Source organism: Thioclava sp. IC9, from assembly GCF_002213225.1.
GTDB lineage: Bacteria > Pseudomonadota > Alphaproteobacteria > Rhodobacterales > Rhodobacteraceae > Thioclava > Thioclava nitratireducens.
This window is the reverse complement of the sequence record NZ_NBNX01000001.1, coordinates 58,442-84,685: the sequence shown is the minus strand read 5'-3', so window position 1 is coordinate 84,685 and position 26,244 is coordinate 58,442. Positions and strand designations below refer to the sequence as shown.

The following is a 26,244-nucleotide window of genomic DNA, read 5'->3' as shown; positions in this document are numbered from 1 at the left end:
GGTGAGTAGCCGCGCAACGCGACTGGGACTTTTGCACGGATCGAATGCGAGGACGTGCTCCGCAGAAAGGTCTCGGATACCGCGACCATCGCAGAATTCAAGGAACTGGTCGGTGACACGGATTGCTCCGATCGACAGGTCAGCGGCACTTGGGTGGGCCCGAAGCTTGTCCCAAAGAGGGCCGCGCAGGATCTGTTCGCGGGACCTAAGGTCACGTTTCACCATAATCTTCTACCCTTCTTTGCCCATTCTCTCGTTAAACTGCGCACGCTAAAAGCCTGGTCGGATGGTCGAAACAAGCATGCTCTGCCCTTTGCGCATGAGTTTTTCTTGATGGATCCAAGCATAATACCGGAGCACGGTGTCCACGGTATCGCCGAGACGAGCGGCGATTGTTTCGATCTGATCCGGGAAAAGGAAATACAAAAGGCTTGCTTGGCCGTGACGGAAATTGCTTGGATCTATCGTGATGCCAGCGATGTTTACCATTATGTTTTCAAACCATTTTCTGAAAGTTGTATCCGTCAGGCAACGACTTGGATCTTTGACACCCGGAACAAGCCAATCGGACTTAGACGCCAACTGCTTTGCCAACCGAACGAGACATTCGGAACTACTGACCACATTGGCAGCCTGATCCCAGAAGAACAGCCACCTAATATCCTGCAAGAACCATTCAACAGTTTCCAAGTATCTCTCTTCGCTCGCGCATAGCGGCGCTTTGATTGGCTTTTTGTTTTTTGTATGCGTTGCGGGAATGTGCAGCATGTACTCCTTTGACTTATTCTTTATGAGCCATGGTGCGGATCCTTCGATTGAAATTGCCAGGAAATTACCCACTCGGATCGGTGCACACCCGCATTCGAGAGCGCAGAACAGCGCAACCGTGCCGAGCTGACGAACTCGCGTTCGCTCTATGTGTGTAAGATCGCGTTTAGCTCTCCGCGCCGCACGAATGATATTTTCCGCTGCCGCCCTTGGTGCCGCATGGGAGAGAAGGAAATCGGCCCTGAAAGCAAGGTCATCGATGAGGTGACGGCAGATCCTCTGCGTCTCGTCTGGCATCTCGCTCTTGTCGATGTGCAAACAAAACTCAGGAACTTCCAAGAGCTTTGCTCGAAGGTCTGGAATCACGATACCGTTGCGTTCGAGGATCGCAGGCAGATATGACATCTTGGTCGTCGCCGTACTCGCAGCAAGCTCCCCCTGTTTGACGCGCGTGTAAATGTGCTGGCAGGCCGCGACCATAGCGTTGCGGTTGCTAAGGGCAAACGTCGCCGTTTCGGCATCCGGCATGAGGTGACCCGTCGCGATGAGTGCGTCGACAACCGTTCGGAGGGCATACTTGTGCTGATCGCGAGTCTTTTTTGCACGCGTCTTGGAGGATTGCGCGATCTCGATGTAGCCCTTTCGATATGAGACCAGTGTGAGCTCGTCAATTTCGTCAAGAAGGCGCTTTGAAATTGTATACGATTTCCGCGGTCCCGTCCGCACTGGCTCAATTGCCGTCGGAAAGAACTCCCGGATTGCAAGAGAGTGCGCGGAATCGTTTTGCAAATCGTAGATTGTTCTGAATGCATTGCGGAGGGAGCGCTTTTGCTTCGTTGTCGCCATTTGAAATAGGCGAAGTATGACCGCCTGACTCAGCTCTTCTGTGCTTAGCTGTGCTTCGCGGCAAAGCAGCGTCAGAGTCGAAGTTATGGCTACGAGTGAAGCGGGTTTATCCTTGAATCGCGGAAGGCCTGACAGCCACTCGGCAAGCTCGGTCCATCGGTCCTCTTGTCGGCGAAGCTTCTCCTTTTCCTCGGTCACGCCCAATGCGCGCGCGATCGCGGCACGCGCGCGCTTTCTATATGAATTATAAACCTCGCGACTAAGGCGTGGCATGGTGACCCGATTCCATCCGTTTAACGGGAACCAAGCATCGAAAATATCAAGAGAAAGCTCGGTATTTTCCGGTCGCTTGCCTCGTGTGCCCAACAGGCTGCGGAGGGCCGTCTTGGCAAGTGCTCGGGGGCTTGAGGCAGCGCCATCCGCCATCTCCCTATCGAGCATGTCCAAGACCCTGTCCATCATTGGTGTCTCAGCGAAAGAGGACTTGTCGTCAGCAGCGTTGCTGTTGGCGATTAGTTCTTCAATGTCTGCCAGCATAAAGCCATCCGTGCCAGTTTCGATGCTCTGGACATTGGCCAAGTCTGCTTGAACAGAAGTATTTTTTTGCAGCGCCGCGATCGACAGGTCAGGGTCAAGAGTTATGCTCGGTCGCCCAGGAAGGTGCCACTCCAGTCTCGATCTGCGGATCTTGCCTGCAGCATCAGCATAAATCTCAGGTTGGCGGCGAGCCAGTATCTCAAGGTTGATCCAGAGCTTTTTCCTCGGGCCCACGCAGATCGGTGGTGGAAAGCCGGCAGGAAGGGTGTTGGTTCGACACCACCCATTCAAGGTTTCAACCGACACTCTGACCATCGGAGCCACGTCGGATGGGAGAAGGAGTGGAAGTTTCAGGTCGGCCCAGAGGTCTTTATCCTGATATGGGTCGAGGCCGATTGCAGACCAGAGTTCGCTCCAGGCAACCGTCGGCCCATCATTGAGCCCCCATGATCTCAGCAGTTCGCGACGCTTGTCCTCTTTCACCCGGAAGAAAGATTCGATCTCGGACATCGTAGCGTGGCCGGACGTTAATGTGTGACGAGAGTTCAACATTCGAAGAACCTTGGTTCGACCTTCGGCGCGCGGAAATCTTTTGAGGTGCAGCCGATGAGGTGGGCACTCGCGTTCGATCGCTGAGAGGGCTGGGGAGACCTGCAAGGCAGACCAAGCTGCGTCGCTTCCACGCTCTCAGGGCGCTTTCGCCGTAGGGGAAATTGACCAAATCTTGCCCAAACTCGGTGCTTCCCAGTGCATTTCCATGCACTTTGAGCCGATTTTAGGGGGTGGAGAGTTTTTTGCGATGAAGGGCAGTTTCGCCTTGTAACCCCCACGTTTCCTTGGCTATACGCGTCGACGGAGACGTGGCCGAGTGGTCGAAGGCGCTCCCCTGCTAAGGGAGTAGGCCCGGAAGGGTCTCGAGGGTTCGAATCCCTTCGTCTCCGCCATCACACATTCCAGTTATGCCTGCCGGGTTTCGGCCAGGCGATTGGTCGGCCCAAATTCCGCGAGAGCGGCAGAGCCACGCGGTCCCGCTTCGTCTCCCTCACCTTTGCATTTCAATGGCATAGCTCCCCCGGCGCGTCTGATCGCGGTCCTTTACGAACGCCGGCCTTGAAGACCCGAGCCCAAGCAAAAAACTACCTGCGCATCCGAACGACATTCGGCCCGGCGATCTGCTCGCCGGGCCGAATGCCATTTCGCGAAGCCCTGCCCGAACCGGCGGGCCTCCTCAGCCCCGAAGGTCTTCGGGCAACAGCGCCTCGGGGAAGTTCTGATAGCAGACCGGGCGCAGGAAGCGTCTGATCGAGAGCGTGCCGACGCTGGTCGCGCCGAAATTGGTCGATGCCGGATACGGCCCGCCATGCACCATCGCGTCGCAGACTTCGACACCGGTGGGGAAGCCGTTCGCCAGCACCCGGCCCGCCTTGCGCTCGAGCACCGGCAGCAGGCGGCGGGCGAGATCGGCGTCGGCGTCATCCATCTGCAAGGTCGCGGTCAGCTGGCCCTCGAAGCTGCGTGCGACTTTCACCATTTCGTCGGCATCCTTGACGGTCACGATCAGGCCGAGCGGGCCGAACACCTCCTCGGAGAGAGCCGCGTTCTCCAGCCAGTCGGCGGCGGAGACGCGGAACAGGTAGGGCTTCGCCTCGCGCCGGTCGCAGACCTGGGTCAGCAGCTCCTGCACGCCGCCGGCTTCCTGCATCCGCGTCGCGCCCTTGCGATAGGCTTCGGCGATGCCGTCGGTCAGCATGACCTGCGCGCCGCTCGCCTCGAGGGCGGCCAGCGCGGATTTGACGAAGGCTTCACCCGCGTCGCCCTCCATCACCACCGCGATGCCGGGATTGGTGCAGAACTGGCCCGCGCCCATGGTGAGCGAGGCTGCCCAGCCGACGCCCAGATCCTCGCCGCGCGCCGAAGTCGCTTCGGGCAGCAGGAACATCGGGTTGACCGAGCCCAGCTCGCCGAAGAACGGGATCGGCTCGGGACGCTGGGCGCACAGATCGTAGAGCGCCTTGCCGCCCGCCAGCGATCCGGTGAAGCCCACGGCCTTGATCCGCGGGTGCTGCACCAGCGCCTGCCCCACATCATGCGAGCCACCCTGGACGAGGCTGAACACGCCCTTGGGCATGTTGCATTTCTCGGCCGCGGCCTTGATCGCTTCGGCCACGATCTCGCCGGTGCCGGGATGCGCCGGATGGCCCTTCACGACGACCGGGCAGCCCGCCGCGAGCGCCGCGGCTGTGTCGCCGCCTGCGGTCGAGAAGGCCAGCGGGAAGTTCGACGCGCCGAAGACCGCGACGGGGCCGATCGGACGCTGGATCATCCGCAGATCGGGGCGCGGCAGCGGCTGGCGGTCGGGGAGTGCTTCATCGCGACGCCTGTCGAGGTAATCGCCCTTTCGGATATGATCGGCAAAGAGGCGCAACTGGCCAACGGTTCGGCCGCGCTCGCCGTTCAGGCGCGCCTCGGGCAGACCGCTTTCCTGCGTCCCGATCTCGGTGATCGCCTCGCCGCGGGCGTCAATCTCGTCGGCGATGGTGTCGAGGAATGTCGCCCGTGTCTCGCGGCTCGAATAGCCATAGTCCCAGAACGCCTCCTCCGCCGCCTCGCAGGCAGCATTCACCATCTCGACCGTACCCATGCAGAACTCATGCGACGGCCCTTCGACGGGCTCCGATGTGAATTTCGGCTCGGTCTCGATCCAGTCGCCTGCGATCAGATGCTTGCCATGCGGGGTATAGGTCATTTCGGTATCCTTCAGAATTCGAAGTCTTCAACAGCGGTGCGGCGGCCCAGCAGGAACGCGTCAGCCACATGCACCATCGGCGCAAGATCCACATCGGATGCGCCTTGCCGCACCAGCCCTGCCATGCGGGCGTAGAGCGCGGGGTATTCTTCCATGATGCTCTCGGCACCCTCGGCTTTCGTACCGCCGATCTCAAGCACATTGCCGCCCAAACGCAGCGCCATCGCCCCGGCATCGGTGTCGATCTCGATATCCCAGGTCTGCGGGCCTTCCTGACGCCAGTCGAAATCCGCCTCGATGGAGCCGGTGAAGCTCAGCCGCGCGGCGATGGGGGCCTGCCGGTTGGCGGGAAATTCCAGCTCTGCCGCCGTAAGGTGAACCGGCGCGGGAAGAATTTCGGTCAGGATCGAGAGTGCGTTGATGCCCGGATCGAAGACGCCCATGCCACCGGGCTCGAACACCCATTCCTGCCCGGGATGCCATTTGCGCACGTCCTCGCGCCAGATGATCCGGCCCGAGTGAACCTTGCGATCCGCGAGCCATGATTTGGCGGCCGCCACCGCATGCGCCATGCGCGAATGCCATGTCGCGAACAGCGTGAGGCCCCGCGCGGCGGCCATCGCCTCGAGCGTATGCACCTCGGCCAGGGTCGCGCCGGGCGGCTTTTCGAGCATGACGTGCCGCCCGGCCTCAAGAGCTGCACGCGCCGCGAGGAAGCGCGGCACGGGCGGCAGGCAGAGGCTCACAACTTCGATTTCGGGATGGGAGGAGAGCATCTCCTCGATCCGGGTGTAGGCTGGCACCCCCTCGACCGTGCCATGCCGCGAAACCGTCGCTGCCAGTTCCCAATCCGGGCTGGCGGAGATGGCGGGCACGTGTTGATCCAAGGCGATCTTGCCGATGCCGACGAGCGCGAGTTTCATCAGTGACTGTCCTTTCCGACCGGGTTGCCGCGGCAGCCGACGAGGAAATCGAGGTCCGCCCCGGTATCCGCGCCCATCACATGCGCCTGATGCAGCCAGGCATAGCCACCTTCCGGCCGCTCATGGCTAGGCTGCCACTTGGCAAGCCGCTCGGCCAGTTCCGCGTCCGAGATTTCGAGCGTCAGGCTGCGGTTCGGCACGTCGAGCGCGATCATGTCGCCGTTCTGCACGACCGCCAGCGGACCACCGGCGGCGGCCTCGGGCGAGGTGTGCAGCACGACCGTGCCGTAAGCCGTCCCCGACATCCGTGCGTCCGAGATTCGCACCATGTCGGTGATGCCCTTCTTCAGCACTTTCGGCGGCAGGCCCATATTGCCCACCTCCGACATGCCGGGATAGCCCTTGGGGCCGCAATTCTTCAGCACCATCACGCAGGTCTCGTCGATATCGAGCGCGTCGTCGTTGATCTTCGCCTTGTAGTCATCGATATCCTCGAAGACGACGGCGCGCCCACGGTGGGTCAGAAGATGCGGGCTCGCGGCGGAGGGTTTGAGCACCGCCCCTTTCGGCGCGAGATTGCCGCGCAGCACCGCGATGCCGCCCTGATCGGTCAGCGGCTTGTCGGCGGGCAGGATCACGTCCTCGTTCCAGTTCACGACGTCCTTGACCTCGTCCCAGATCGCCCCGCCCGACACGGTCAGCGCGTCCTTGTGCAGCTGCCCCGCCTCGCCGAGACGCTTCAGTACGACCGGCAGACCGCCCGCGTAGAAGAATTCCTCCATCAGGTATTTGCCCGACGGCATCAGGTTCACGATGGTCTTCACATCGCGCCCGCAGCGGTCCCAGTCGTCGAGCGTGACATCCACGCCGACCCGGCCCGCCAGCGCCAGCAGATGCACAACCGCATTGGTCGAGCCGCCGATCGCGCCATTGGTGCGGATCGCGTTCTCGAAGGCCTGCTTGGTCATGATGTCAGAGGGCTTCAGATCGTCCTTCACCATCTGCACGATGCGCCGCCCCGAAAGCTGCGCCATCACGCGGCGGCGGCTATCCACCGCCGGGATCGCGGCATTGCCCGACAGCGCCATGCCGAGCGCTTCGGCCATGCTCGCCATCGTGCTTGCCGTGCCCATCGTGTTGCAGGTGCCCGAGGAGCGCGACATCGAGGCTTCGGCTTCGAGGAACTCTTCCTGCGTCATCTCGCCCGCCTTCACGGCTTCGGAGAATTTCCACAGATGCGTGCCCGAGCCCACGCGCTCGCCCCGGAAATAACCGTTCAGCATCGGACCGCCAGTGACGACGATGGACGGGATATCGCAGCTCGCCGCCGCCATCATCAGCGATGGCGTGGTCTTGTCGCAGCCCACCAGCAGCACCGCCCCGTCCATCGGCTGGCCGCGGATGGTCTCTTCGATCGCGAGGGCCGCGAGATTGCGAAACATCATCGCGGTCGGGCGGAAGGTGTTCTCGGAGGCCGAGAAGACCGGCACTTCGACCGGGAAGCCACCGGCCTCCCAGATGCCCGCCTTCACCTTCTCGGCCAGCTCGCGCAGGTGGCCGTTACAGGGCGTCAGATCGGACCATGTGTTCAGGATGCCGACGATCGGGCGACCGTCGAACAGGTCATGCGGATAGCCTTGGTTCTTCATCCAGCCGCGGTGGTAGATCGTGTCGCGCGTATTGCCGCCATACCATTCCTGCGAGCGCAGTTTGCGGGGCCAGGGGGCGGGGGTGAAAGCCATGTCGGACCTCAGAGGCTGGCGACGGCCACGGGGGCCGACGCGTCGGAATTGCGGGCAAGCGGATTGCGGAGCGCGAGACCGAACTGTGGGCATTCGATCTCGAAGACGTCCCCCGGCTCGGCGCTGATCCCGTCGGCGAAGCTGAGCGTGGCGGTGCCGAAGAAATGCACATGCACATCGCCCGGATCGCGGAACGGCGCGTATTTGAAGTGGTGATGTTCGAGATTGGCGATCGTGTGGGACATGTTCGCCTCGCCCGACAGGAATGGCTTTTCCCAGACCGTCTTTCCACCGCGCAGGATGCGGCTGGTGCCCTCGACACTTTCGGGCAGATCCCCCACCAGCATCTCGGGACCGAAGCTCGCCGGGCGCAGCTTGGAATGGGCGAGCCACAGGTAGTTCCCGCGCTCAGTGACGTGGTCGGAGAACTCGTTGCTGAGCGCGAAGCCCACGCGGACCGGCTGCCCGTCGGGCGCGATGACGTAGAGCCCCGCGACCTCCGGTTCCTCGCCACCATCGAGCGCGAAGTTCGGCGAGGTCAGCGCAGCGCCCGGCGCGACAGCGGCCAGACCGTTGCCCTTGTAGAACCACTCGGGCTGCACACCCACGGAGCCAGCGGCGGGCTTGCCGCCCTCCAGCCCCATGCGGAACATCTTCATGCTGTCGGTCATCTCCTCGGTGACCTTGGTGTGCATCGCGTCGCGGGTGGAGGCGGAGCCCAGATGGGTCAGCCCCGTCCCCGTCAGATGCAGATGCGCGGCATCGGGATGATCGAGCGGCACCAGCATGCGCCCCTCGGCATAGGCGGCCTCCAGGTCCACCTCGTCCCCCTGCCCGCGCGCGGCGATCTCGGCAGCCAGATCATGTCCGGCGGCGATGGCGGCCAGTGCCAGATCGCGCGTGGTGGAGACACCCGGCACCAGATGCGCGGGGCCGTCTTCACGCACGGCCACGGCGCGCGATCCGTCGGCAAGGGTCAATTGCGAGAGCAACATCTCAGGCTTCCTTGTTCTTGTTGTAGACATCGAAGAAGACGGCGGCGAGCAGCACGAGCCCCTTGATGACCTGTTGGTAATCGATGCCGATCCCGAGGATCGACATGCCGTTATTCATCACGCCCATGATGAAGGCGCCGACGACCGCGCCGATGATCTTGCCCGAACCGCCCGACATCGAAGCGCCCCCGATGAAGACCGCCGCGATCACGTCGAGCTCCACCGCAAAGCCCGCTTTCGGGGTCGCGGTGTTCAGACGCGCGGCGAAGACGAGACCGGCGAGCGCGGCCAGCAGGCCCATGTTCACGAAGGTCAGGAAGGTCAGCCGCTCGGTGCGGATGCCCGACAGCTTGGCCGCCTTCGCATTGCCGCCCACCGCGTAGACCCGGCGGCCCAGCGTGGTGCGTTCGGTGACGAAGACATAGATGATCGTCAGGATCACCATCGACAGCAGCACGTTCGGCAGGCCGCGGAACCATGCGAGCTTCCACGTCACGAAGAGAAGGGCTGCGGCGACAATGGCGTTGCGCAGCACGAAGAGGCCAAGGGGTTCACCCTCGATCCCGTAGCGCGCATCGCGGGAGCGCGCACGGACACCCAGCCACACCAGCAGCACCACCGCGGCGACACCCACCGCCAGCGCCAGCGAATTGGGGCGGCCCACGCCGAACGGATCTGCGATGAACCCGGTCGAAAGCGCCTGGAACGATTTCGGGAAGGGACCGATGGACTGTCCTTCGAGCAGCCAGAGCGACAGCCCGCGGAACACCAGCATCCCCGCCAGCGTCACGATGAAGGACGGGATCTTCCAATAGGCCACGAAATAGCCCTGCACCGCGCCGATCGCCATGCCCATGACGAGGCATGCCGGGATCGCCACCGCGACCGGCAGGTCCATAGACACGATCAGCACGGCGGCGAAGGCCCCGATGAAGCCCATGACAGAGCCGACCGAGAGGTCGATATTGCCCCCCACGATCACCAGCAGCATGCCCAGCGCCATGATGATGATGTAGCTGTTCTGCAGGAACAGGTTGGTGATGTTGACCGGTTTGAGCAGCGTGCCGCCCGTCACGATCTGGAAGAACAGCATGATCGCGATCAACGCAAACAGCAGTCCGTATTCGCGGATGTGGCGCGCGATATAGGCGCCGATCCCAAGGCCACCGGAGGGCTCGGAATTCGCTTGTTCGATCTGGTCCATGACTTTTCCTATTCCCTAACGATCAAGGACATGATGCGCTCCTGGCTGGCCTCGTCGGCGTTCAACTCGCCCACGAAACTGCCCTCGTTCATCACATAGATCCGGTCGGACATGCCCAGAAGTTCCGGCATCTCCGAAGAGATCATGATGACGGCCTTCCCGGCCGCGCTCAGTTCGTTGATGATCCCGTAGATTTCGTATTTCGCACCGACATCGATGCCGCGCGTCGGCTCGTCGAGGATCAACACCTCCGGCTCGGTAAAGAGCCATTTCGCGAGCACGACCTTCTGCTGGTTGCCGCCCGAGAGGTTCATCACCTTCTGGAACACCGAGGGCGTGCGGATATTGAGGTCGCGGCGGTATTTCTCGGCCACCTCGGTTTCGCGGAAATCCTCGACCACGCCGTTCTTCGCCACCGCACCGAGATTGGCGAGGCTGGTGTTGCGCTGAATGGTCTCCTCGAGGATCAGCCCGAGGCTCTTGCGGTCCTCTGTGACATAGGCGAGCCCAGCCGCGATGGCGCGGTCGACGGTCGAGACATCGGCGGGCTTGCCGTGGATCAGCACCTCGCCCGAGATGTCGCGCCCGTAGCTGCGCCCGAAGACGCTCATGGCAAGTTCCGTGCGGCCCGAGCCCATCAGCCCCGCGATGCCCACTACCTCGCCGGCACGGACATGCATCGACAGGTCGCGGATCATCTGGCGGTCGCGGTGTTCGGGGTGGCGCACGTTCCAGTTCTTCAGCTCGAACAACACTTCGCCCGCGCGCCGTTCCCGGTCGGGGAAGCGATGCGCCATGTCGCGGCCCACCATGTCGCGCACGATGCGGTCCTCGGTCAGATCGCCGCCGCGCGCGTCAATGGTGGAGATCGTGGCGCCATCGCGGATCACGGTCACGCTGTCGGCCACGCGCTTCACCTCGTTCAGCTTGTGGCTGATGATGATCGAAGTCACGCCCTGCGCCTTCAGCTCCAGCAACAGATCCAGCAGCGCCTGGCTGTCGGATTCCGACAGGGCCGCAGTCGGCTCGTCGAGGATCAGCAGGCGCACGTTCTTCGACAGCGCCTTCGCGATCTCGACAAGCTGCTGCTTGCCCACGCCGAGGCTGTCGACCAGCGTTCCGGGCGCCTCTCGCAGCCCGACCTTCTTCAGCAGGCCCTCGGTCTGCTGGAAGGTTTCCTGCCAGTTGATCACGCCGCTCTGGGCGCGTTCATTGCCGAGGTAGATGTTCTCGGCAATCGACAGAAGCGGCACAAGCGCCAGCTCCTGGTGAATGATGATGATGCCGCGATCCTCGCTGTCGCGGATGTCGCGGAATTCGGCAGCGGCGCCGCCATAGACGATCTCGCCGTCGTAGCTGCCTGCGGGATAGACGCCTGAGAGCACTTTCATCAGGGTCGATTTTCCCGCGCCGTTCTCGCCGCAGATCGCGTGGATTTCGCCCTCGCGGACCGCGATCGAGACGTCGTCGAGCGCTTTCACACCAGGAAAGGTCTTGGTGATGTTGCGCATTTCAAGAAGGGTGGTCATCCGACCTCTCCGGCGTCAAATCGGGGGGAATTGGCCGCCCCGAAGGGCGGCCAGCGTGGCAAGTCGGGGCAGGCCCGGCTTACTCGATCTGATCCTTGGTGTAGTAACCGGAGTCGATCAGAACCTTTTCCCAGTTCGATTTATCCACCGGCACCGGCTGGAGCAGGAAGGACGGGATCACCTTGACGCCATTGTCATAGGTCTCGGTGTCGTTGATCTCGGGCTCGCCGCCCTTGAGCATCGCGTTGACCATACCGACGGTGACTTTCGCCAGTTCGCGGGTGTCCTTGAAGATGGTCGAATACTGCTCGCCCGCGAGGATCGATTTCACCGAAGGGATCTCGGCGTCCTGACCGGTGACGATCGGCATCTTCATGTCGCCGGACCCGTAGCCCACGCCCTTGAGCGAGGACAGGATGCCGATCGACAGCCCGTCATAGGGCGACAGAACCCCTTGCACTTTCTTGTCGGTGTAATTGGCCGAGAGCAGGTTATCCATGCGCGCCTGTGCGACCGCACCGTCCCAGCGCAGCGTGCCGACCGTATCCATGCCCATCTGGCCCGAGGGGATGACAATATCACCCGAGTCGATGAGCGGCTGCAGCACCGACATCGCGCCGTTGTAGAAGAAATAGGCGTTGTTGTCGTCCGGCGAGCCGCCGAACAGCTCGACATTCCACGGCTTCTGATCGGGGAAACGCTCTTCGAGGCCCTGCACCAGCGAATTGGCCTGCTCGACGCCGACCTTGAAGTTGTCGAAGGTCGCGTAATAGTCGACATCCGGGGTGTCGCGGATCAGGCGGTCGTACGCGATGACCTTGATATCGGCGGCCTTCGCGTTGGCCAGCGCGTTCGACAGTGTGGTGCCGTCGATCGCGGCGATCACCAGAACGTCCACGCCCTTGGTGATCATGTTCTCGACCTGGGCGAGCTGGTTCGGAATGTCGTCTTCGGCGTATTGCAGATCGGTGTCGTAGCCTGCGGCCTGGAACTGCTCGACCATCGAGTTGCCGTCGGAAATCCAGCGGGCCGACGATTTGGTGGGCATCGAGATGCCGACAGTTTCGGCCCAGGCTCCGGTCCCGAGCAATGCGGTGCCGATCGCCAGCGCTGCGGCGGCGGTTTTGATTTTCATGGTGTCCTCCCTATGACGGTGCGCGGCCCGTCGATCTCCTCGCGCAGCCCGATACCGGGCGTGGAAGAGACACTAGCAATGTCGGTGCATGATGATAAAATTACATTCAACGCGATCTGCATACCAATATTGATATGTCACTTTCCCACCTGATGTTGAAACCGGCGCAGCTGCGCCTGATCCGCGCCGTCGCTGAATCCGGCCAGTTGCAACTCGCCGCCGAAAGCTGCGCGATGACCCAGCCGGCCGCGTCGCGGATGCTGGCCGAGGTGGAGCGCCGCGTCGGCGCCCCCCTCTTCAACCGTCTGCCCACCGGGATGGAGCCGACCGAGATCGGGCTCACCGTCCTGCGCCGCGCCCGCGCGGTTCTTCGCGAACTGGAGAGCATGAGCTCCGACATCGAGGCGCTGCGCCACGGCCACGCCGGGCGGGTGCGGATCGGCGCGGTGACCGGCCCGGCGGTGGGCTATCTCGTGCCCGCGATCCGCGCGATCAAGCGCGCCTCGCCCGAGACCGACATCTCCGTGGAGGTTCTGCCTTCGCGAGATCTTCTGGGCTATCTCGCGGCGGGGGAGATGGATTTCATCCTCGCCCGGGTTCTGCCCGAATTCGACAGCGCGCTGTTCGACATCACGCCGATGCGCGACGAGAAGGTCGTCTTCCTCGTGCGCTCCGATCACCCGCTGGCCCGCGCGCCCATCGTGACGATGACCGAGCTGGGCGAGTATGAATGGATCATGCAGCAGCGCGGCGCGCCGATCCGGGAGGCCACCTTCGAGGCTTTCGCCGCGCTCGGCCTGTCCGAGCCGCGCGACTGCGTGAACAGCCCCTCGCTTCTGTTCACCATCGCCTATCTCGCGCAGAGCGACGCGGTCGCCTCGGTCTCGGAAGAGGTCGCGCAACTGCTGATCCGCGCGCCGGTGAATGCGAGCTTCAAGATCCTGCGGATGCACCATCAGCTAAGCGTGTCGCCCTATTACCTGCTCTGCCTCAAGCGGCGCCCGCTGTCGCCGCTCGCGCTCAGACTGCGCGACGAACTGTTGCGGCTGGCGGCGGAGTAGCAGCTGCGCCGATGCCGACCAATTTCCGGTAACGCCTTGCCAAGCCCAGAACATTCCGCAATCTTGCGCGCGATTACGGGCATTTTTGCCAAATATGACTCCGGGAGGCTCTACCATGATCATTTCGCGTCGCGCGGCCCTTTTGGGCGCTGCCGCTGTTTCGCTTTGCAAGCCCGCTCTGGCGCAGAATGCCAACTGGCCGAGCCAGCCGCAGCACGTATTCGTGGGCTTCCCCGCGGGCTCTTCGCCCGACCTGCTGGCACGGATCGTGACCGAGCCACTGGCCGACAAGCTGGGCCAGCCCATCGTGATCGAGAACAAGCCCGGCGCGGGCGGCGTGATCGGCATCCAGCAGATGCTGAACGCGCAGGATCAGAAGAACACCTTCGCCACCACGATCAACGGCCCGCTGACCACCGCACCGCGCCTGACGCCGAATCTCGGCTATGACGTCGCCAAGGATATCGCGCCGGTCACGCTGATCGCGACCTCGCCGCTGGTGCTTGTCGTGGCTGCCGATTTCCCCGCCGACGATCTCGCGGGCTTCGTGAAAGCCGCCGGGAAAGAGCCCGAGGCGCTGGCCTACGGCTCGGTCGGCAAGGGCTCGGGCGCGCATCTGACGGCAGAGCTGTTCTCCGACCGCGCCGGCGTCGAGATGCTGCATATCCCCTTCACCTCCTATGCCGAGGTCACCACCGCGATCATCGCGCACGAGATCGATTGCGGTTTCATGGCTCCCTCGGCTGCGATGCAATATGTCGAGGCGGGCAAGCTGAAGATCCTCGGCATCACCTCCGAGAAGCCCTTCGCGCAGGCCCCGGGCGTCCCGGTCATGGCGGGTCAGGCCGGTCTGCCCGACGATTTCCGCGCCGAGCTGTGGAACGCCTTCATCGCCCCCGCTGGGACGGATCCTGCGATCATCGACACGCTCAACACCGATATCAACGCGATCCTCGCGGATGACGCCGTGCAGAAGCGGCTGCTGGACATGGGCTGGCAGGCGGCTGGCGGCTCGCCCGAGGATCTGAAACAGCGCATCGCCGAGGACACCAAGGTCTGGGGCGCGGTGCTCGACCGGATCGACGCGAAGAACTGATCGATGAAGCGCGACATTCCTGATTTGGCGGGTGGCGTCCTTCTGGCCGCCATCGGCCTCTTCGTCACCCTCTACGCGGTGGATCACTACGAGATCGGCTCGCTGCGCCGGATGGGGCCGGGGTTCTTCCCGGCGCTTCTCGGCGGCGTGCTGGCGGTCTTGGGGGTGATGATCGCCCTACCCGCCCTCGCCCGGCGTGGTGAGGCGATCCGCATCGCGTGGAAGGAATGTCTCGCGGTGCTGGCGGCGATCCTCGTCTTTGCCGCGGGCCTCGACCGCGTGGGGCTGGTGCCGGTGACGTTGGCCAGCGTACTGATCGCGACGCTGGCCGCTCCCGACCGCCGGATCGGCTGGCGCATCGCGCTCGCGCTCATCGTCACGCTCCTGTCGGTCGCGGTGTTCTCCTTCGGATTGAAAATGACCGTCCCGCTCTGGCCGGGACGATGAGAGGCATCTGGCTATGAGCGGTTGGGACGGGTTCCTTCACGGGCTGAGCGTCGCGGCGCAACCCGACGTGCTGATCTATTGCGTGTTCGGCGTGCTCCTCGGCACCTTCGTGGGCGTCCTGCCCGGGATCGGCGCGATGGCGACGATCTCGCTGCTGCTGCCGATCACCTATTACCTGTCGCCTGAGGCGGCGCTGGTGATGCTGGCCGGGGTCTATTACGGCTCGCAATATGGCGGCGCGGTAGCCTCGATCCTGCTACGCCTGCCCGGGACTCCACAATCGGCGGTGACAACGCTCGACGGCTATCCGCTGGCCCAGAGCGGCCGCGCGGGCGTGGCGCTTTTCACCTCGATGATCTCCAGCTTCTCCGGCTCGATGATCGGGATCGTCGTGTTGATCCTGCTGTCGGGCGCGCTGGCGCGGGCAGCGATCGCGTTCGGTGCGGCGGAATATGCCGCGATGATGATCCTCGGCCTCGTCGCCGCCTCGACGGTGGGGGCGAAATACCCCGCCAAGGGGCTGGCGATGGTGGTGCTGGGGCTGATCCTCGGCTGCATCGGCACCGATGTGAATTCCGGCGTTCAACGTTTCACCTTCGGCCAGACCGAGCTGATGGACGGCGTCAACCTCGTGGCGCTCGCAATGGGCCTGTTCGGGGTGGCCGAGGTGATCGCCAATATCCACGTCGCCGAGCGTACCGGCGTGCCGCCCCGCGTCGCGCTGCGCGAGCTGTTGCCCAGCCGGGCAGAGCTGCGCCGCATCCCCTTCCCCGCCCTGCGCGGCGCCAGTCTCGGCAGCTTCTTCGGCGCGCTGCCCGGCACCGGTTCGACGATCTCCTCCTTCCTCGCCTATGCTGCGGAACGTCGGATTTCACGCCGTCCCGAGCAGTTCGGCACCGGCGCGATCGAGGGCATCGCGGGGCCCGAGGCCGCCAACAACGCCGCCGCGATCAGCGCCTTCGTCCCCACGCTCGCACTTGGCATCCCGGGCGATCCGATCATGGCGCTGATGCTGGGCGCGCTGGTCATTCACGGCGTGCAGCCCGGCCCACTGATGCTCGATGCGAGGCCCGACATGTTCTGGGGCCTGATCGCGAGCTTCGGGATCGGTAACCTGCTGCTCCTGATCCTGAACCTGCCGCTGATCGGCATCTGGGTGTCGATGCTGCGTATCCCGTTCCGCTGGCTCTATCCGGCGATCCTGATTTTCGTCTGCCTCGGCGTCTATTCGGTGCGGGGATCTAGCTTCGACATGTTTGCCGTCGCCGCGATCGGGTTGGTGGGCTACGCGCTCTCGCTGGCCCGGTTCAACCCGGCGCTTCTGCTGCTGGGCTTCGTGCTGGGCCCGCTGATCGAGACTAACCTGCGTCGCTCCCTGCTCATCGCCCGCGGCGACCCGATGGTCTTTCTCGAGCGCCCGCTCGCCGCGGCTTTCATGATCGCAGCTGCGGGGCTGATCGTGATGTCGCTGGTGCAGGTGATCCGGCGCCGCGCGCGTTCCGATAGCGCCTGATGGCCGACCGCCGCAGACTCGGTACGAAAGGCGAACATTTTAAGTTCTCATTTCGTTCCCATTCCGTTAACTTTCCTCCACGGACCGGAACGGGGGACAGGGAATGCCAGAGGCAGGCTATCTCGACAAGCTGAACGACAACCAGCGGGCCGCGGTGGAATTCGGCGTCGGCGGCGAGGCGCTCTCGCCGCCGCTTCTGGTGATCGCGGGGGCCGGGTCGGGCAAAACCAATACGCTCGCCCACCGGGTCGCGCATCTGCTGGTCAACGGCGCCGATCCGCGACGCATCCTGCTGATGACCTTCTCGCGCCGCGCCGCGACCGAGCTGACGCGTCGGGTGGAACGGATCACCGCGCAGGCCATGGGCACAGCTGTCGCCGCCGAGGCCCTGACATGGGCCGGGACGTTCCACGGCATCGGCGCGCGGATCCTGCGCGAGCATGCGCTGTCGATCGGGCTTCACCCGGAGTTCTCGATCCATGACCGCGAAGACAGCGCCGATCTGATGAATCTCTGCCGTCACGGGCTGGGCTTTTCGAAAACCGAAAGCCGCTTTCCAGCCAAGGGCACCTGCCTTGCGATCTATTCCCGCACGGTGAATGCCGAAACGCCGCTGGGCGAGGTGCTGCGCGACAGCTTTCCGTGGTGCGCGCAGTGGCAGGAGGAGCTGAAGCAACTCTTCGGCGCTTACGTGCAGGCCAAGCAGGCACAGAACGTGCTCGATTACGACGACCTGCTGCTGGCCTGGGCGCAGGTCATGGCGGATCCGGGGTTTGCCACGCATATCGGCGGGGCCTGGGACCACGTTCTGATCGACGAGTATCAGGACACCAACCGTCTGCAGGCGCGTATCCTGAAGGCGCTGAAACCGGACGGGCGCGGCTTGACCGTGGTCGGAGATGACGCCCAGTCGATCTATGCCTTCCGGGCCGCCACCGTGCGCAACATCCTCGATTTTCCCGACAGTTTCGACCAGCGCGCCGATGTCATCACGCTCGACCGCAACTACCGTTCGACCCAGCCGATCCTCGCCGCAGCCAACGCGGTCATCGGCCTCGCGAAAGAGCGGTTCACCAAGGATCTCTGGACCGAGCGCGCCTCGGGGCCGAAACCTCAGCTGGTGACCGTCCAGACGGAGACCGAGCAGGCGCGTTTCATGGTCGATCGTATTCTCGAGAACCGCGAGACCGGCATGAAGCTCAAGGAGCAGGCGGTGCTGTTCCGCACTTCCAGCCACTCGGTGCAGATCGAGGCCGAACTCACGCGGCGCAATGTGCCTTACGTGAAATTCGGCGGGCTCAAGTTCCTCAACAGCGCGCATGTGAAAGACCTGCTGTCGTTCCTGCGGCTGGCACGCAATCCGCGCGACCGTGTGGCGGGGTTCCGGGTGCTGCAACTGATGCCGGGCATCGGGCCCAAGGCGGCGGGGCGCATTCTGGACGCGCTCGACCTCGCCCCCGATCCCCGCGCAGCGCTTGCCGATGTCGCGCCGCCAGCCCGCGCCGGAGCGGACTGGGAAGGCTTTGTCGAGGCCATGAGCACGCAGGCGGCATGGCCCGCAGCACTTGGCCTTGCCCGCGCATGGTACGACCCGCATCTCGACCGGCTGCACGAGGATGCCGAGGCCCGGCGCGCCGATCTGCTGCAACTCGAACAGATCGCGACCGGCTACCCTTCAGCCGAGGCGTTCCTGACCGATCTCACGCTCGATCCGCCCGACGCCACCAGCGATCAGGCGGGCGTACCACTCAAGGACGAGGATTACCTGATCCTGTCGACCATCCACTCGGCCAAGGGGCAGGAATGGAAATCGGTCCATCTGCTGAACGCCGTCGACGGCTGCATGCCGTCAGACCTCGGGACCGGTTCGAGCCACGAATTGGAGGAGGAGCGGCGGCTGCTCTATGTCGCGATGACGCGGGCGAGGGATCAGTTGACCCTGGGGCTGCCGCTGCGGTTCTACGTCACGCAACAGACCCGCAACGGCGACCGGCATGTCTATGCGATGCGGACGCGGTTCATCCCGCGGGAAATCCTGCACCATTTCGATTCCGTTCACTGGTCGCCGGTGCAACATGGCGGGACGGCCCAACGCCCTGCCCCCGCCCCCATCGACGTCGCAGCGTCCATGCGACAGATGTGGAGCTAAGCTCCGGTGAGGTCCGCCCTGCCCGTCCGGACATCAGGGCGGACCCTTCGCTTCGGCTTCGCCTCGCTTACCACAGGGCGGATTGTTCACCGCCGAGCTTGGAATTGCTGAGGGGGCGATACTCCTCGACGAAGGAAGCGATTTCCGGCGCGTCAAAGAGCGACAGATACGCATCGGCCCAAGCCAGTTCGAAGCTTTTCAGCTTTTCGTCGCCGGTGGCGAAGGTCTGCTCCTCACCGGCCTTCTCGGCGACCATGTCGAGGTTGTCGAAGGCGGCCGGGATGAATTTGACCGCGCGATGGATCGCGCCGTCGCACATGTCGAAGGTCGGATAGCCATCACCTTGCAGAAGCGCCGCGCCGACTACGAGCGGGGCGACGGCGTGAAGCTGATAGTGCAGCGCGCGGGGACCGCGCTCCATCTCCCATTTCAGCGCGCCGTCCTCGTCGGCCTGACAGGCGACGAGCGCGAAGCTCGTATTGGCCCAGGCCTTGAGGTAATCGTCGCCCGCAGCATTGCCGACGGCCGCCGCGGCGAGCCCTGCCCAGGCGCGCAGGTTGTTCTGACTCGCCATGTCCGGCGCCTCGGTGTCGAACCACTTGGCAGTGTGACGCGCCCGCGCCTTCAGCCAGTCCTCGATCGTTTTCGCCTTGTCGGGATCGACCTCCGTCGCGGATTCGGCCTGAAGATAGGCCAGCGCCATCGCGCCGAAGCGCGACGGGGAGGAGAGATTGGCGTTCATGCTCTGAAGATCGCTGAGCGCATCAGCTTTCGCCCAGACGCTAAGCGCGTCCACCACGCAGGCGGCGGCGTCCTCGGCGCCGTCCCCGCCCTTGGCGGCCTTGTTGGCCTTGCCGGTGAGATCCACGATGAAATCGTCGATCGGGCCCAGCGCCTCGTTCACCGCCGCGTTCGAGGCTTTGTCGATGTCCGAACGGTCCTTGCTGTCGTCCGTGTAGCGGCTGCCGTAGTCGAGAGAGACGACGGGCTCTGGCACGTTCATGCAGGTGACGTCGCTTGCGTCCTGCGCCCAGAGGGCGGGCGCCGGCAAGGCAGCGACGAGCGCCCCGATGATGAGAAATCGTTTCATGACTCTTCTTTCGTGTCTCGCGTTACTGAATGAGGCGCGCCGTGGCGGCGGCCGTTTCGTTGCCCGCACGGGCGGCGGCGAGAAGCAGTTTCCGCGACCGCTCCATGGATTGGTCGACGCCAACCCCGTAGGCATAGGCCTGCGACAACAGATACATCGCGTCGGCGTTGCCCCCGTCTGCCGCGCTTTGCAGCAGCGAGGCGTAGCGCTCTGCCGTGTCGTCGGGTGCGTCGCTTTCGCGCACGATCCTGGCCAGTTCGAGCTGTGCCGCGGCATTCCCCTTCTTTGCGGCCTCGGCGTAAAGGGCACGGCGATCTACCTTCGCGTTAACGATCTCACGCACTTTCGGGTCCGAATATTCGAGGAAATTGAAGATATCGGCGATGTCCTTGGGCGCCGCGATCTTCAGCAGGCGGACCGTCATCGCAGCCGTCTTCTCGGTGCTCATCTCGATCTTGCCGTCCTGGCGCAGCGACAGAAGCCGGCGCAGCGCAAGGGGATAGCCACGGTCTGCGGCAGCGCGATAAAGCTTCATCGCGCGGGCCTTGTCGTCCTCGGACGACCCCATTTCGCGCAGGGCGTCGGCAACGGCCACGTCTTCCCACCCGTCGCCTTCGGAAACCGCGCTCGCGATCTTGAGCCAATGATGCGCCCCATCCTTGGCGTCGATCTTGCGCAGGACATGTGCATAGTCGAGCGCCATGGACGTCGTGCAGTCGATGGTGCTGCGAATGCGGGCCCGGTAGGTCGCGACATCGCCGGCCTTCTTGAGATAGGGCAGCGCGAAGAGCATGGCCTTCACGTCCCCGTTTCGCGCGATGGCGTCGCGATAGGTTCGCCATGCCGTGTCGGAATCCATGATACCGTGATCGATCAGAACCCCGATCGCGGTGCCGTTGCCGTTCTTCGCAAGGTCGCGGGCAAGCGAGATCATCCGTTCACGCTGGGTCTTGTCGAGTTCGGTGCGGCTTCCCAGCACAGAGAGGTAGAGCGTCTTCGCCCCCGTCTCTCCCGCGTCGATGGCCTGCGCCAGAAAATCCTCGGCGGCGCCGACATGGCCGCGATTGAGCGCGAGTTTCGCTTCGGCCGTGTAGAGCGCGCCACCCGAGGCCTCTGTCATCCGGCGCATCTTGTCGCCCGCGCCTTCGGGGTTCACGTCATGGAAATTGGCCAGCGACCGCGCGCGCATGTTGATCGCCTGCGATTGCAGCCGGGCCACCGTCAGCGGATCGTCTTGGGGGTTCACCGCGTCGAGCTGGCTCGGAGTGAGTTCGACCGTCGAGTCGCCGGCGAATTCTTCCATCTTCGTCCAGTATTTCGACTCCGAGAGGATCGGGGCATCCCGTGACCGGCACTGGAAAATGGCCTGGAGATCCTGCATCGGTTCGGTCTTGCCGTCGATATAGACCGCGTCACGCAGCTCCGAGACGATGTTGAGCAGGTCCTGCTCGCCGTCGGCATCGCGGATCTTGATCTCCGCAAGGTGCATCCGGGCCGCCGAGAGCGTCGGATCGATCTTCAGCGCCTCGGCATAGAGCTTGGCGGCACGGTCCTCGCCGGCCCACCGCCCCTGCTGTTCGAGGACGAGATTGCCGCGCTGTGCATAGGCCCAGGCGGGGGTACCCGGCGCGTCGATCATCCGGTCCAGCGCATCCGCAAGACGCGCCCGCCCGCCGGGCTCGTTCTTATGGGCGCGGGCGATGTTCACGAGACGGATCCGCGCGGTTGGGTCGCCGTAACCGGCGGCCTCCTCGTAAAGCGCGCGGGCTTCTTCGGGATCACGCTCGGTCAGGGCACCGCGTTCGAGGATGCCCCCGAGGCGCAGCATCGCGTAGGGCAGATCGAAATCCGCCGCCTGACGCAGGCTCTTCATCATCAGGTCGTTGTCCCGGTCGACCTCGGTCGCCTCGCGGTTCATTTCGGCAAGGTTCCAGGCGGCGTTGGCCCCGCCCAGCCTGGCCGCGAAACGGTACCAGTCCTCGGCCAGCTTCGGATCTGGTGCGACGACCTCGCCGTCGCGGAAGATGGCGGCAATGCGGTTCACGCGGTCGCACAGAAGCGGATCGAGATCGCCCAGAAGGTTCCCGAGCGCCATGGTCACGGCCACGTTGGGCGCGATGTTCCAGTCGTCGATCTTCTGCTTGTAGGACAGCTCGACCATGCGCAGCAGCGAGCTACTGTCGCCCGCATAGGCGGCCTGACGCCAGAGTGCGATGGCCCGCTTGCGATCGCGCGCGACACCGGTGCCGTTGTAGAGCAGTTCCGCCGCCGTGCGTTTGACCGAAGCCGATCCGGCCGGCGCCATGTCGAGCAGGCGCTTGACCAGACCTTCATCCGCGAGATCCTGCATCCGGCCCGCAGCGACGAGAAGGTCGATGCGGTCCAGAAGAAGGTTGGTCTTGTCGTAGCCGTCCCCGGACTTGAGCAGGCGCTGGTCCGCCGCCTCGATGACGTCGAACCAGCGTTTCGCGTCGTTCTGGCGCAGCAGCCGCAGGTCGCGGCGGATGAGCCTAACGTCGCGGTCGCCCAGTGGCCCGCCGTCATAGTCCTTCCACCTTTCGGTCAGGACGTGCTGCGGAGGCCGGGGGCTGCAGGTATCGCTGCCAGCCTCGACCTGGGGAGGATCGAACGGCACCGAGACCGGTTTTGCATGGACCGATCCGGTCTGGGCAATCAGGCCCAATGCTATGGCGGAAAGGATGCGTGTCAGAGACATGGTGATCTTCTCCAGGACGAGGCGTGTCAGTTTCAGTTCGCGTAGGTGCTGTCGGTGGCGGTCAGCGCGCCGTCGGCGCCGACGATCACCGTGGTCGCGGTACCGCGACGCAGCTCCAGCGGATCGAGGCTCGAGAGCGTCTCACCGTCCTGACGCAGCTCGAAGGTCAGGGTCAGCGGCGCCTTCAGGCCGACTGCCCCTTCAGTGCCGGGCGCTACATCGGACAGTGCCGCCGTTTTCGCCTCGGTTGCATAGAGATCGAAAGTCTTCATGTCGCTCAGGTTGTAGAGCAGCAGATCCGCCTGCGCGGGGCTTTCGGTTATGTCGTCCTTGATCATCGGTTCGTCCTTGACCGAAGACAGGATGGTGTAATGGGTGCTGGCGCCCACCTCGACGGAGCGTTCCTCGTCGCCGACGGTGAGGTCCACGTCGCCGGGGGAAACCTCGACATAGGGGGTCAGGCCCGCATCCGAGGTTTCGAGCCGCGTACCGTCGATCGACACCGAATCCGCATCGGGCGCGATCACGCGCAGGAAGGAGGCATCCGGCGAGGACGGCTCGGGGTAGAGCCCTTCATCCTGCGCGGCCGCGGGCAGCGCGGTCAGCAGCGCGACAGGGAGGGAAAGCAGAAGCGTTCGCTTGTTCATCATGTCTGGGATCCTTTCAAGGTACATGTGGAGAGCGTGGCGTCCTTCTCGGCCGGCTGGTCGAGTTCGACGCGCACATGGGTGTAGTCCTTGCGCCAAAGCGGGCGCGCATACTCGTAAAACCAACGGGTCGGCCCCACGCGCTCGGAGCGCTGGATCGTCGTGGAGCCGGTGAGACCATCGTCATTCGAGAACTTGAGCGTGGCGCGCACACCGTTCGCCCGGCCGGTATCGACACCGAGATAGCTCTCGGGCGTCCAGCTGTTGGCGGGCAGGTCCGCGGTCAGCACGTTCGGGTCGGGATTGGCGGTCTTGAGAGGCGTACAGTCGGCGCCGGCCGCCGCGATCAACTCGCGCAGGGGGCGTTCGCCGAACCCGCCGAGATTGTTGTAGATCGGGTTTTCCCAGATCAGCACGCGCGGCTTGTTCTCGCGGAAATCCTCCGACAGCAGGTAGGAGGTGATCGCGCCGAACTGGTTGCCGCCGGTCACCGAGTAGTTCGCGACCTGTGCCTGGGTCTCGTAGGACAGGGCATCTTCGAAGCTGAACATCTTCTCGGCGGACATCGAGGTGCCGACCAGCGCGATCGGCGGACCGGCGCTGTCGGCCGCGAAGATATCGCCCGCGTCGCCGCTGCCGCCGCCTTTTTCGGTGGCCTTGAACCGTTCGGTCCGCGGCACCGGCAAGCCGTCGCGGCAAAATTTCTGAATATGGCGCCGCAGCGCGGATTCGACCGGCTTGGTGCCCGTCGAGGTCAGCTCGATCTTGGTCGTTTTCATGTCGTCGAGCGATGGCGTCTGGTGAATCGTGTCGGCGATCGCCTTCGCCACGGAATGCGCGCCGTCCGGCGACCAGTGGAAATCGAGGCCGATGAAAGGCTGGCGATCGTCCGGCAAGGTATTCATCGCCGCGACGGTGTCGATGGCGGTGACATTCGCGTCGGCCAGCCGCGACAGGAACGCCTTGTACCCAGCCTGGGCGAGCGCCTTGTCATAGCCGTAATCCGCCGCTTCGGGCGGCAGGTGCTCCGGCATCGCGAGGCTCTTGGTCGGAATCGGCACGTAGATCAGCTTGGTGCCCCTCTCGGCCAGCACCCGCGACAGCGTGCCCACGGTTTTCGCGGCCGCCGCAGAGAGCGGGTGATAGGTCCGCATGTTGAGGTTGAGGCGGTAGAAAAAGCCGTCGCTGCCTTCGAGAACCGGCAGGTTATCCGCCGTGGCGAGCCCGTGGCAGTCATAGGCCGACTTCTGCTGTGCCAAGGCCGATCCGGTCCCGGCGGCCAGCAGCCCGGCGGCAAGTGCGAGTGAACGGAGTATCATTGCGTTTCCTTCTCGGTATCGTCGGAACGGGCGTCGAGCTGCGCGAGGATCGACTTTGCGGCCGTGCGCGTGCCCAGTTCATCCGCGTCCGAAGCGGCATGGGTGAGGATGGAATGCAGACGTTCGGGCGCGACGAGGTCCGGGTTCTGCAGGGCCTTGGAGCCGATCTGGATCGCGGCGGCGCCGTCGCCGGACTCGGCCAGCTCTAGCAGCAGGTCGCGGGCACGCTCGGGATGGTAGCCGAAGGGCTTGCCGGACTCGTAAAAGCCCGTCAGCGCCTCGCGCGCCTTGGTGTAGCCCTGCACCGCCAACGTCCGGATCGCGTTCTCGAGATGGTGGAGTCGCTTGTCCGAGACGTCGAGATCGGGCCGCTCGAGGATGCGGATCAGCGGCCCCAACGCGTAGTCGCGCCCGGTGAACACCGCAGAGGCGTAATAGAGCGCCGCGTCTCCGACGACGCTCGGATCGTCGAGCGCCATCAGCCGGTTGGCATAGCGGAACGCGGCCAGCCCGTCGCCCGCATCCGCGAGCGCGCGCATCTCGGCAAAGCTGAGATGCTGGTCGTGCAGCATCCGCTTGCGGTCGTGCTGCAGCTTCCAGGTCGGCAGGTCGGCGGTCTCGGTGACGCGGTCGTCGATCACCGCCTGCCCGAACACCGGTCCGGCCAATACGACCGCGAGCAGGCCCGCCATGGTCGTCGCAAGACGCGGATCACGCATTTCCGGCCTCCTTTCCGTCGATGTATTTCGGCTCGCCGAGATAGCGGATCGGGAATTCCCAGATCACCCGCGCGGGCGGCGCATCGTCCAGTTTCGGCTCGGACAGGAACGCGTTCATCGGTTCGATCGGGCCGCGGCCTTCCTCGGCGAGGTTAAGGATGTCGCGCCCCAGCGCGATCTTGAGGGCGGGCACGAAGCTCCAGGACTTGTTGGCGCTGTAGCTCGTGCCGACCAGAACCGTGTCGATCGGCGCATCGTCGGAGGCGAAGATGCCCTTCTTTTCCGCGCCTTTCTCTTCGGCGACATAGGGCGTCACCCGCTCGGGGCCAAGCCCCACGCTCGGCGCGAAATCGTCGGTGGTGACGAAGGACACCAGGTCCCCCATGAATTCCTTGGGCCGCGCCGGGACCTTCTTGAACACCGTATCGCCATGGGAAATCTTGCCCGATTGCGCCACGGCCTTGGCCACCCTCGCAGCCCCCTGCGGGGTCCAGTGCGTGTCGCGCGTCAGGAAGACCGGATCGGGCCCGGCATCGGCCAGCGCGGGCCGGGTATCGACGGTCGTGACGCCCTCATCGGTCAGCGCCGCGCGGAAGGCGCGATACTGGTCCTCCATCGCCTGCCCCGCCTGTTCGCCGCCGTGGTCGCGGTAGATGTCGATCTTCGCGGGCACCGGCACGACGACGAGCTTGGTCCCCAGCGCGTTGAGCTGCGCCTTGACGTCGGCGACGACCCCGGCGGCGGTCTTGATCTCGGACGGCGTGGCGCGATCGAATTCCTCATCGGTGAAGAGCCAACCGTCATCGCCCGCCGTCACGCCGTCACGGCCTTCGCCGATCAGCTCGTAGCGCGCAGCCCCGATCAGGCCGACCGCGGTCTTGCGGTGCGGCTGCGCCTTTCCGTAGAGCGCGCCGAGCGACGTCGCAGCCTTGCCGCTCACGAAGTCGCCCTTGACCGTTCCGGGCAGCCCCTTCTCGAAGATATCCACGTTCACGAACAGCGCGTAGCCGAGGAACAGGATCGGCACGCTGGTGCGTATGGCTTTCAGCATCATCTGCATGG

The 26,244-nt window shown here is 64.2% G+C and carries 19 protein-coding genes and 1 tRNA gene; 6 read left to right on the top strand and 14 right to left on the bottom strand.

Going from position 1 to position 26,244, the window contains the following annotated elements; translation table 11 throughout:
• Positions 1–270 precede the first annotated feature (270 nt).
• A complete protein-coding gene (locus tag B6V76_RS00380) occupies positions 271–2,661 on the bottom strand; it encodes a hypothetical protein (protein WP_088726375.1) in 2,391 nt (796 codons plus the stop codon).
• A gap of 344 nt (positions 2,662–3,005) precedes the next feature.
• Between B6V76_RS00380 and B6V76_RS00375 the strand changes: the two genes are divergently transcribed.
• Positions 3,006–3,095, top strand: a tRNA-Ser gene (locus tag B6V76_RS00375).
• A gap of 284 nt (positions 3,096–3,379) precedes the next feature.
• Here the strand turns inward: B6V76_RS00375 and B6V76_RS00370 are convergent.
• The 7 genes from B6V76_RS00370 to chvE form a co-directional block, all read right to left on the bottom strand.
• Positions 3,380–4,897 (bottom strand): aldehyde dehydrogenase (NADP(+)), encoded by a 1,518-nt coding sequence (locus B6V76_RS00370; RefSeq protein WP_088726374.1) that lies wholly within the window; start codon positions 4,895–4,897, stop codon positions 3,380–3,382.
• An 11-nt stretch (positions 4,898–4,908) separates the two neighbouring features.
• Entirely contained in the window at positions 4,909–5,820 is a 912-nt protein-coding gene (locus B6V76_RS00365) for a Gfo/Idh/MocA family oxidoreductase (protein WP_088718400.1), read from the bottom strand.
• Positions 5,820–7,562: an L-arabinonate dehydratase gene (araD, locus tag B6V76_RS00360; protein ID WP_088726373.1), complete on the bottom strand. Its 1,743-nt coding sequence runs from the start codon at positions 7,560–7,562 to the stop codon at positions 5,820–5,822. Before araD ends, B6V76_RS00365 begins: the two co-directional genes overlap by 1 nt.
• 8 nt (positions 7,563–7,570) lie before the next feature.
• Entirely contained in the window at positions 7,571–8,557 is a 987-nt protein-coding gene (gene araD1, locus B6V76_RS00355; RefSeq protein WP_088726372.1) for an AraD1 family protein, read from the bottom strand.
• A gap of 1 nt (position 8,558) precedes the next feature.
• The gene (mmsB, locus tag B6V76_RS00350; protein ID WP_075777069.1) at positions 8,559–9,761 is read right to left on the bottom strand and encodes a multiple monosaccharide ABC transporter permease; all 1,203 of its coding nucleotides are present in this window, start codon (positions 9,759–9,761) and stop codon (positions 8,559–8,561) included.
• Between the two features lie 8 nt (positions 9,762–9,769).
• Positions 9,770–11,290, bottom strand: a complete 1,521-nt coding sequence (mmsA, locus tag B6V76_RS00345) for a multiple monosaccharide ABC transporter ATP-binding protein (RefSeq protein WP_088726371.1) — start codon at positions 11,288–11,290, stop codon at positions 9,770–9,772.
• A gap of 79 nt (positions 11,291–11,369) precedes the next feature.
• Positions 11,370–12,425 carry a multiple monosaccharide ABC transporter substrate-binding protein gene (gene chvE, locus B6V76_RS00340; RefSeq protein ID WP_075777067.1) on the bottom strand — a complete coding sequence of 352 codons (1,056 nt, stop codon included), beginning with the start codon at positions 12,423–12,425 and terminating at the stop codon, positions 11,370–11,372.
• A 134-nt stretch (positions 12,426–12,559) separates the two neighbouring features.
• Between chvE and B6V76_RS00335 the strand changes: the two genes are divergently transcribed.
• From B6V76_RS00335 to B6V76_RS00315, 5 genes are all read left to right on the top strand, one after another.
• Complete coding sequence (locus B6V76_RS00335) at positions 12,560–13,486, top strand: LysR family transcriptional regulator (RefSeq protein WP_075777066.1); 927 nt, start codon at positions 12,560–12,562, stop codon at positions 13,484–13,486.
• Positions 13,487–13,601: 115 nt separating this feature from the next.
• The gene (locus tag B6V76_RS00330) at positions 13,602–14,582 is read left to right on the top strand and encodes a tripartite tricarboxylate transporter substrate binding protein (protein WP_158275097.1); all 981 of its coding nucleotides are present in this window, start codon (positions 13,602–13,604) and stop codon (positions 14,580–14,582) included.
• 3 nt (positions 14,583–14,585) lie between these two features.
• Positions 14,586–15,029, top strand: coding sequence for a tripartite tricarboxylate transporter TctB family protein (locus tag B6V76_RS00325; protein WP_088726370.1), 444 nt, complete (start codon positions 14,586–14,588; stop codon positions 15,027–15,029).
• 13 nt (positions 15,030–15,042) lie between these two features.
• A complete protein-coding gene (locus tag B6V76_RS00320; RefSeq protein WP_088726369.1) occupies positions 15,043–16,542 on the top strand; it encodes a tripartite tricarboxylate transporter permease in 1,500 nt (499 codons plus the stop codon).
• 103 nt (positions 16,543–16,645) lie between these two features.
• Entirely contained in the window at positions 16,646–18,691 is a 2,046-nt protein-coding gene (locus B6V76_RS00315; protein ID WP_088726368.1) for an ATP-dependent helicase, read from the top strand.
• A gap of 67 nt (positions 18,692–18,758) precedes the next feature.
• On the opposite strand, the gene B6V76_RS00310 is transcribed toward B6V76_RS00315, so the two are convergent.
• Genes B6V76_RS00310 through B6V76_RS00285 form a run of 6 tightly spaced genes read right to left on the bottom strand, consistent with a single transcriptional unit; the run spans position 18,759 to position 26,242 of the window.
• Positions 18,759–19,781: an alginate lyase family protein gene (locus tag B6V76_RS00310; protein WP_158275098.1), complete on the bottom strand. Its 1,023-nt coding sequence runs from the start codon at positions 19,779–19,781 to the stop codon at positions 18,759–18,761.
• Positions 19,782–19,803: 22 nt separating this feature from the next.
• Positions 19,804–22,497 (bottom strand): SEL1-like repeat protein, encoded by a 2,694-nt coding sequence (locus B6V76_RS00305; protein ID WP_088726366.1) that lies wholly within the window; start codon positions 22,495–22,497, stop codon positions 19,804–19,806.
• A gap of 32 nt (positions 22,498–22,529) precedes the next feature.
• Complete coding sequence (locus B6V76_RS00300) at positions 22,530–23,147, bottom strand: alginate O-acetyltransferase AlgF (protein ID WP_075777059.1); 618 nt, start codon at positions 23,145–23,147, stop codon at positions 22,530–22,532.
• Positions 23,144–24,463 carry a hypothetical protein gene (locus tag B6V76_RS00295; RefSeq protein ID WP_075777058.1) on the bottom strand — a complete coding sequence of 440 codons (1,320 nt, stop codon included), beginning with the start codon at positions 24,461–24,463 and terminating at the stop codon, positions 23,144–23,146. The genes B6V76_RS00300 and B6V76_RS00295 overlap by 4 nt, the downstream gene beginning before the upstream one ends.
• Positions 24,460–25,182: a hypothetical protein gene (locus B6V76_RS00290; RefSeq protein WP_075777057.1), complete on the bottom strand. Its 723-nt coding sequence runs from the start codon at positions 25,180–25,182 to the stop codon at positions 24,460–24,462. The genes B6V76_RS00295 and B6V76_RS00290 overlap by 4 nt, the downstream gene beginning before the upstream one ends.
• Positions 25,175–26,242, bottom strand: a complete 1,068-nt coding sequence (locus tag B6V76_RS00285; protein ID WP_075777056.1) for a hypothetical protein — start codon at positions 26,240–26,242, stop codon at positions 25,175–25,177. Before B6V76_RS00285 ends, B6V76_RS00290 begins: the two co-directional genes overlap by 8 nt.
• Between the last annotated feature and the right edge of the window lie 2 nt (positions 26,243–26,244).

Bases quoted from the DNA above. Each gene is read 5' to 3' on its own strand.
- B6V76_RS00290 (WP_075777057.1), bottom strand. From the start codon at position 25,182: ATGCGTGATCCGCGTCTTGCGACGACCATGGCGGGCCTGCTCGCGGTC.
- chvE (WP_075777067.1), bottom strand. From the start codon at position 12,425: ATGAAAATCAAAACCGCCGCCGCAGCGCTGGCGATCGGCACCGCATTG.
- B6V76_RS00305 (WP_088726366.1), bottom strand. From the start codon at position 22,497: ATGTCTCTGACACGCATCCTTTCCGCCATAGCATTGGGCCTGATTGCC.
- B6V76_RS00335 (WP_075777066.1), top strand. From the start codon at position 12,560: ATGTCACTTTCCCACCTGATGTTGAAACCGGCGCAGCTGCGCCTGATC.
- B6V76_RS00310 (WP_158275098.1), bottom strand. From the start codon at position 19,781: ATGAAACGATTTCTCATCATCGGGGCGCTCGTCGCTGCCTTGCCGGCG.
- mmsB (WP_075777069.1), bottom strand. From the start codon at position 9,761: ATGGACCAGATCGAACAAGCGAATTCCGAGCCCTCCGGTGGCCTTGGG.
- B6V76_RS00325 (WP_088726370.1), top strand. From the start codon at position 14,586: ATGAAGCGCGACATTCCTGATTTGGCGGGTGGCGTCCTTCTGGCCGCC.
- B6V76_RS00315 (WP_088726368.1), top strand. From the start codon at position 16,646: ATGCCAGAGGCAGGCTATCTCGACAAGCTGAACGACAACCAGCGGGCC.
- mmsA (WP_088726371.1), bottom strand. From the start codon at position 11,290: ATGACCACCCTTCTTGAAATGCGCAACATCACCAAGACCTTTCCTGGT.
- B6V76_RS00285 (WP_075777056.1), bottom strand. From the start codon at position 26,242: ATGCAGATGATGCTGAAAGCCATACGCACCAGCGTGCCGATCCTGTTC.
- B6V76_RS00295 (WP_075777058.1), bottom strand. From the start codon at position 24,463: ATGATACTCCGTTCACTCGCACTTGCCGCCGGGCTGCTGGCCGCCGGG.
- B6V76_RS00300 (WP_075777059.1), bottom strand. From the start codon at position 23,147: ATGATGAACAAGCGAACGCTTCTGCTTTCCCTCCCTGTCGCGCTGCTG.
- B6V76_RS00330 (WP_158275097.1), top strand. From the start codon at position 13,602: ATGATCATTTCGCGTCGCGCGGCCCTTTTGGGCGCTGCCGCTGTTTCG.
- B6V76_RS00370 (WP_088726374.1), bottom strand. From the start codon at position 4,897: ATGACCTATACCCCGCATGGCAAGCATCTGATCGCAGGCGACTGGATC.
- araD1 (WP_088726372.1), bottom strand. From the start codon at position 8,557: ATGTTGCTCTCGCAATTGACCCTTGCCGACGGATCGCGCGCCGTGGCC.
- araD (WP_088726373.1), bottom strand. From the start codon at position 7,562: ATGGCTTTCACCCCCGCCCCCTGGCCCCGCAAACTGCGCTCGCAGGAA.
- B6V76_RS00365 (WP_088718400.1), bottom strand. From the start codon at position 5,820: ATGAAACTCGCGCTCGTCGGCATCGGCAAGATCGCCTTGGATCAACAC.
- B6V76_RS00320 (WP_088726369.1), top strand. From the start codon at position 15,043: ATGAGCGGTTGGGACGGGTTCCTTCACGGGCTGAGCGTCGCGGCGCAA.
- B6V76_RS00380 (WP_088726375.1), bottom strand. From the start codon at position 2,661: ATGTCCGAGATCGAATCTTTCTTCCGGGTGAAAGAGGACAAGCGTCGC.